Annotated in this window: 5 protein-coding genes; 1 reads left to right on the top strand and 4 read right to left on the bottom strand. The window is 63.2% G+C overall.

Going from position 1 to position 6,253, the window contains the following annotated elements:
• Positions 1-1,832: phosphoribosylformylglycinamidine synthase subunit PurL (purL, locus tag FN369_RS07775; RefSeq protein WP_142525609.1), on the bottom strand; the 1,832-nt coding region annotated here is incomplete at its 3' end.
• Positions 1,829-2,983 (bottom strand): N-acetylglucosamine-6-phosphate deacetylase, encoded by a 1,155-nt coding sequence (locus tag FN369_RS07770; protein WP_142525608.1) that lies wholly within the window; start codon positions 2,981-2,983, stop codon positions 1,829-1,831. The genes purL and FN369_RS07770, both read right to left, overlap by 4 nt.
• An 88-nt stretch (positions 2,984-3,071) precedes the next feature.
• Between FN369_RS07770 and miaB the strand changes: the two genes are divergently transcribed.
• A complete protein-coding gene (miaB, locus tag FN369_RS07765; protein ID WP_142525607.1) occupies positions 3,072-4,520 on the top strand; it encodes a tRNA (N6-isopentenyl adenosine(37)-C2)-methylthiotransferase MiaB in 1,449 nt (482 codons plus the stop codon).
• Here miaB and FN369_RS07760 read toward each other — a convergent pair.
• Together FN369_RS07760 and FN369_RS07755 are read right to left on the bottom strand one after the other, a co-directional pair.
• Positions 4,495-5,598, bottom strand: a complete 1,104-nt coding sequence (locus FN369_RS07760) for an AI-2E family transporter (RefSeq protein WP_246189618.1) — start codon at positions 5,596-5,598, stop codon at positions 4,495-4,497. The genes miaB and FN369_RS07760 overlap by 26 nt on opposite strands.
• A 57-nt stretch (positions 5,599-5,655) precedes the next feature.
• A partial coding sequence (locus tag FN369_RS07755; RefSeq protein ID WP_142525605.1) for an SDR family oxidoreductase occupies positions 5,656-6,253 on the bottom strand: 598 nt, incomplete at its 5' end.

Raw genomic sequence — 6,253 nt, 5'->3', positions numbered from 1 at the left:
ACCGCGGGAGCCGGCCCCCGCCGCCAACCGAGAAGATCCCAGGCGTAGATCGATCCCGAAAGTCCTTGCCCCCAGCCCCCGAGTAGCAAAAGGAGATCGCCTTCCCTTCGGAATCCCATCGGCGTGATCCCTTCCTTTCGATCGATCTGTCCGACCGCCGCGACGACCGGCGTAGGCAAAATCGACCCCGAGGGAGATTCATTGTAGAGGCTCACGTTTCCTCCCGTCACCGGAAGCTCGAAGGCGCGACAGGCCTCCGCGATCCCTTCGACGGCCGCTCGGAGCTCTCCAAAGGCTTCCGGGCGGTAAGGATCCCCGAAATTGAGATTGTCCGTGATGCCTAGGGGCCGAGCGCCGCTGGCCGAAAGATTCCGCACCGCCTCCGCAACGGCGGCCCGCCCGCCCTCGTACGGGTCGAGCGCCGCATAGCGGGCGTTGCCGTCCACGGTTGCCGCCAGATACTTGATCTTTCCATCAAGAAAGACGCGGAGTACTGCCGCATCGGCTGCTCCCGGGCCCATCACCGTCCCAATGCCAACCATCCAGTCGTATTGGCGCCAGACCCACTCTTTCGAGGCCAGGGAAGGATGGGAAGCGAGCCTGACCCAGGGCTCCAAACATTCCGGCAGGGAGAGAGCTCGCGCAGCAGGCGCTCCGTCTGCGGAAGCCCTCGAAATTTTCGCCTCCCGCTCGTAGACCGGAGCATCCTCCGTCAACAACCGTGCCGGCAGTTCTGCGGCTACCTTCCCGTTTTTGCGATAACGGAGCAGACCGTCGCCGCTTACCGTGCCGATCTGGCGAAACGGCACACCCCACTTGGCGAATACCTCCTCCGCCTCCCGTTCCCGCCCCTTTTGGAGAATCAAGAGCATTCTTTCCTGAGACTCGGAAAGGAGGATCTCCGCCGCATCCATGCCCGGCTCTCGCAGATGCACGCGGTCCAAGTCGATCGCCATGCCCGTACCCGCCCGGGCCGCTGTTTCGCTCGTCGAGCAGCCGATCCCCGCGGCACCCATATCCTGCACCCCCACTACCAGCTCCCTGTGGGCAAAAAGCTCAAGGCAAGCCTCCATCAGAATCTTGCCCATGAATGGATCCCCGACCTGGACGGCCGGTCGGTCCTCCCGTGAGTCGGCTCCGAGCAACCGCGAAGCGAACGCGGCTCCCTTGAGCCCGTCCCTTCCCGTGAGCGAGCCCGCCACAAAGACCGGATTCCCCACCCCCACAGCCGCTCCCTTTTGGATCCGATCGTGCCGCACGACTCCCGCACAAAAGACGTTGACCAAGGGATTCCCGTTGTAGGATGGGTCGAACACCAACTCTCCCCCGACGGTCGGAATCCCCACGCAGTTTCCGTAATGGGCGATCCCTCCCACGATGCCGCGCAAAAGGCGGCGATTCCTCTGAGCCGTCGGGTCCTCTCCCCGGATTTCTCCCAAGCGCAGGGAGTCGAGAAAACAGATGGGCCGGGCTCCCATCGTGTAGATATCCCGCAAGATGCCGCCGACTCCGGTGGCCGCGCCTTGGAACGGTTCCACGGCACTCGGGTGGTTATGGGACTCGATTTTAAAGATCACCGCCCAGCCGTCCCCGATGTCGAGCGCGCCCGCATTTTCTTCTCCGGCCTTGACGAGAACGCCGGGCCCCTGCGTCGGCAACTTGCGCAACTCGCGCTTCGAATTCTTGTAAGAGCAGTGCTCGCTCCAAAGGACCGAGAAGAGAGCGAGCTCCGCTGCGTTCGGAGAGCGCCCGAGACCCTCTTCAATCCGCCGGATCTCCTCCGGCAAAAGGCCGCTCTCTTCGGCCAATCTCTGCCTCTCCGCTTCGTTCATGCCCCTTTCTCCTCTTGCGAAAATACCCTCTCCCCCCGCAGAAACGTCGCCAAAAGGCGGGGCTCCGGTTGGTCCCGAAACAGACAAAAGCTGGCTTCGACCCCAACCTCCAGGCCGTGGCGGAGCGAGAGCCAGCGCGCTGGTCGGACCGAGAACGCCTCCCAGCATTCGGACCAGGGCCGTTCCAGGAGCGTGGCCGCCCGAAAGACCCCGACAAACGGCGTCAGCGTCGAGCCGGCCAGCCTGCCCGAAGCGACATCGACCGCCCTTCCCGCTTCGTCGACCTCCACCCACCGATCCCCGAGCCGATAAGAGCCGGCTCCCATCCCCGCCGCGGCAATCGCATCCGTGACTAGGATGAGTCGATCCCCCAAGGCTCGCGCCACCGCGCGAAGCGCGTGGGGCGGCAGATGAATCCCGTCGGCGATCACGCTCGCGTAGGGCAGGCGCGAGCCGAGCATGTGCATCAGAGGATTTTCCCACTTCGGCAACAGATGGGGCAATCCGTTGCCCAAATGCGTCCAAAGAGACGCCCCCGCCTCGATCGCCCGCGCGAGCTCGTGCCCCATCGCCCCCGAATGACCGACGGCTACTTGGATGCCGCCTTCGACGGCTACTCGCACCAGCTCGAGGCCCCGATCCGACGCTTCCGGAGCCGCGGTAATCATGCGGCAACCGCCGCCGCACGCTTCCTGCGCCCACAAAAGCCAGTCCGGGTCGGCGGGCAAAACCCACTTGGGATCGTGGACGCCGACATAGCCGTCTTCTCGTCGTAGGAACGGGCCTTCCAAGTGAAAGCCGACGCAGTTTACTGGCTGTTCCTTCCAAAGATCGCGCATCGAGGGAAGCAGTTCCCGGTAGGACTCCGCGGGCCTAGTGATCACGGTCGCCAGAAAGTGTGTACAGCCCTGCGCGAGCAAGCTCTCGCAGAGCCGCCGCCACTCGCATCGATCGAGCGCCCGCCCGTTCAGATCGACTCCGCCGAATCCGTTGACCTGGATATCGACCAAGCCCGGAGCGATCCAGGGGAGGCCTTCCGGGTCTCGGCGGCTCAGAGCGATCCGTCTGTAGAACGGCGGATCCAACTCCACGAGAAGAGCTTCCCCGGTCCGATAATGGCGAGCCTCGACAACGACCACTTGACGCGACACCTTCGCCTATTCCTTGTATGCTCGCTCGCGGGGATTGGCAACCCAAGCGCGCGGGGAGATGGCGCAGAACGGTCGAAAGGCAGACTCGATGGAAGAGACGGAGCGAGAAAATTTGGCGGCGCCGGCCGTCTTCGTGAAAACCTACGGATGCCAGATGAACGTCCGGGATTCCGAAGCCGTGCTCCATCGGTTCGTCGAGCGCGGATATCGAATCGCCTCCTCCGAGGAAGAGGCCGACGTGATTCTGCTCAATACCTGCTCGGTGCGGGAGATGGCCGAAGAGAAAGCTTGCGGGAAGATGGCCGCCTTGCGCGCCCGCAAGCGACAAAACCCTCAACTGATCTTGGGATTCCTCGGCTGCATGGCGCAACGGCGAGGGGCGAGCCTGTTGTCCGATTTCCCCGAGGTCGATCTCGTCTTGGGCACCCAAAAGCTCCATGAGGCGATGGCGCGGGTGGAAGGGATTCGCGCCGCTCGTGCTTCTGCTTCCCCCGACTCTCGCGCAGAAGCATTTCGGGTTCTGGACATCGGGGCAGAGGCGGGATCGCAAAATCAGATCCGAGACCATCTCGTCTCCTCTCGGAAGCGCTCCGCCTTCGTCTCGATCATGCAGGGTTGCAACATGCGCTGCGCCTTTTGCATCGTGCCGGTCACACGGGGACCCGAGCGTGCGCGCCCAATGGAGGAGATCGAGGAGGAGGTCCGGAAGCTCGTCGACCAAGGCGTGCGGGAGGTGACGCTCCTCGGCCAAATCGTCAATCTCTACGGCCGGCGCGAATTGCCGGTCCGCCAAGGCCGCTCTCCTTTCGTCCAGCTCCTCGAGCGGCTCTGCGCGATCCCGGGGATCGCGCGCGTCCGTTTCACCTCCCCGCATCCCATCGGCTTCCGGGACGACCTCATCGCCGCTCTCCGAGACCTACCGCCGCTCTGCGAGCACGTTCACCTGCCGTTGCAATCGGGCAGCGACCGGATCTTGCGCGCGATGGGGAGGGGATATACCCGTTCCCGATACTGCGCGCTCGTCGAGAAGATTCGGTCCGCCCTACCCGAGACGACCCTCACGACCGATATCATCGTTGGCTTTCCGGGAGAAGAAGAGGAGGATTTTGCGCAGACTCGCTCCCTCCTCGAAGCCATCCAATTCGACCAGGCCTTCATCTTCCGCTATTCGCCCCGGCCCGGCACCGCGGCCGCCACACAATCTGATTCGATCCCGGAGGAGGAAAAGCTCCGTCGCAACCACGAGCTGCTCGCCATCCAAGATGCGATCGCCCTGGGGAAAGCGAAGCGGCTGCTGCACCGGGAGGTCGAGATCCTCGTCGAAGGAGAAAGCCGAAAGTCGCCCCACCGCTTTCAAGGCAGGACTCGCGGCAACCATCTGGTCCTCGTTCGCGCGGAGGAGCGGTGGAGAGGAGAGCTCCTTCCCGTCCGGATCGTCGAAACCACCGGGTATACCTTTTATGCGGAGCCGGTCCTCGCGCACGAAGGGGAGCAGCGTCCTTCCTCCATCCTCACTCCTCCGCCGCTCGGCCGATAAAATCGTGCCAAGCGGCCAGAAGAGCCGCAATCACGGTCGGCCCGAGGAAAAGCCCCAAAAGACCGAAACTCGTGATCCCTCCCAACGTCCCGAGCAGCACCCAAAAGAAAGGGAGATGGGCGGCCCCGCCGATGAGCCCCGGTCGAATGAAATGGTCTGCGACGAAAAGCACGAACGTTCCGAAGAGAAAGAGTCCGATCGCAGCCAGCAGGTTCCCCTGGGCGTAGAGCATGATGCTCACTCCCCCGAAGACCAACGGGGCTAAAAACGGAACCATTGCCAGGATTCCCGTCAGGCCGCCGAGGGTAACGGGATCCGTTATACCGACCACCGCATAGGCGATCCCCAGCAAGATCCCTTCCCCGATGCTCACCAAGACTAAGCCGTTCACGGTCGCCCGAATCGCCGATACACAATGGCGGGCATATTCGACCCCCAGGTTTCCAACGAGCCGCCGCGCAAATCGGAAGACCTGCTTCCCCAATGCCTCTCCGTCACGATAGAGGAAAAAGAGGGTAAGCAGGGTAAAACCGAGAACCTCAGCCCGCCGGAGCATTTGCACGCCCACAGTTCGGGTCCAGCGGAGAACGAACGCGGGATCCAGATGTCCGAGCGTCATCTGCGCTGCACCGGGACTCCCCACGGAAGCATTCCATGTGGAGTAGAGCCAAGCGCCGATTCCGGGTATCCGATTGAGCCAATCCGGCGCCGGCAGCCCCGACTTTTGAATCGTAGTGAGCCACCGTGCCAAGACCCGCGCCTCTTCCCCCACCTTGATCGCCGCGTAGGTCAGCGGCCCGATCAAGGCGACGCCGACCACCAGGGTAAAAACGAAAGGGAGGACGATTCCCCGCATCCAGGGGGGAGAATTGGACCGGAGCCAGCGATAGAGGGGCCACGATGCGATGGCGATGACCAACGCCCAGGACATCGAAACCAGAAAGCTGCGAACCGTCCATATGCCCAGCGCAGCCAGGCAGAGAGCGAGAACCACTCGGGCATTGGTTTGGAACGCCCCTCCCTGTCCTTCCTCTGGACCTTCGGCGACTGGATCTAATTTGGAAGCAGGCACCTTCATCGACATTACTTCTCCATCCGAAAAGCACTACCGCTTTTTGCAGCGGCCGCGGCTATCTTACTCCGCTCCTCTCCGCTTCAACACGATCTCTTCCGGCCAAGCGGCCGGGGAGAGACGGAGCAGATAGAGCACGGTTTCGGCAATATCTTCCGGCTGGAGATAATCGGCTCCTTTTACCCCCGTCATGGGGGTGGCGACGAGCGCCGGGCAAATGGCGACGGCCTTTACCCCTCTTGCCCTCCCCTCATCGGCCAGAGCGCGGGTCAGCCCAACGATCCCAAACTTCGAGGCGCTATACCCGCCGGTATCGGCCCAGGCATCCACTCCGGCGAGCGAAGCGACATTGCAGATCAACCCGCCTCCAGCAGCGATTTTCGGAAAGGCCGCCCGGCTGCACCAGAACGTCCCCAAGAGATTCGTTTCGAGCATCTCGCGAACATCGGCCGTCGAGAGGGAGGCGACCGGTCCGAATCGACCGACGCCCGCGTTGTTGACCAGGACGTCGAGCCGGCCTCTCCAAGCGGCGGCTTGCTCGATCAACCTTTCGCATTCCTCCTCACGTCGCACATCGGTCGGGATCGCCCTGCCTTCTCCGCCCCTCTGCCGGCAGAGGCTTGCGACCTCCTCGCACAGATCGGCTCGGCGCGCGGCGACC

The sequence above is a fragment of the Methylacidimicrobium cyclopophantes genome, assembly GCF_902143385.2.
Classification (GTDB): domain Bacteria; phylum Verrucomicrobiota; class Verrucomicrobiia; order Methylacidiphilales; family Methylacidiphilaceae; genus Methylacidimicrobium; species Methylacidimicrobium cyclopophantes.
Note: the sequence above shows the minus strand (reverse complement) of the source record. Positions and strands in the feature narration are given on the sequence as shown.

Excerpts from the sequence above, each read along its gene's own strand:
- FN369_RS07760 (WP_246189618.1), bottom strand. The coding sequence starts at position 5,598 with ATGAAGGTGCCTGCTTCCAAATTAGATCCAGTCGCCGAAGGTCCAGAG.
- miaB (WP_142525607.1), top strand. The coding sequence starts at position 3,072 with ATGGAAGAGACGGAGCGAGAAAATTTGGCGGCGCCGGCCGTCTTCGTG.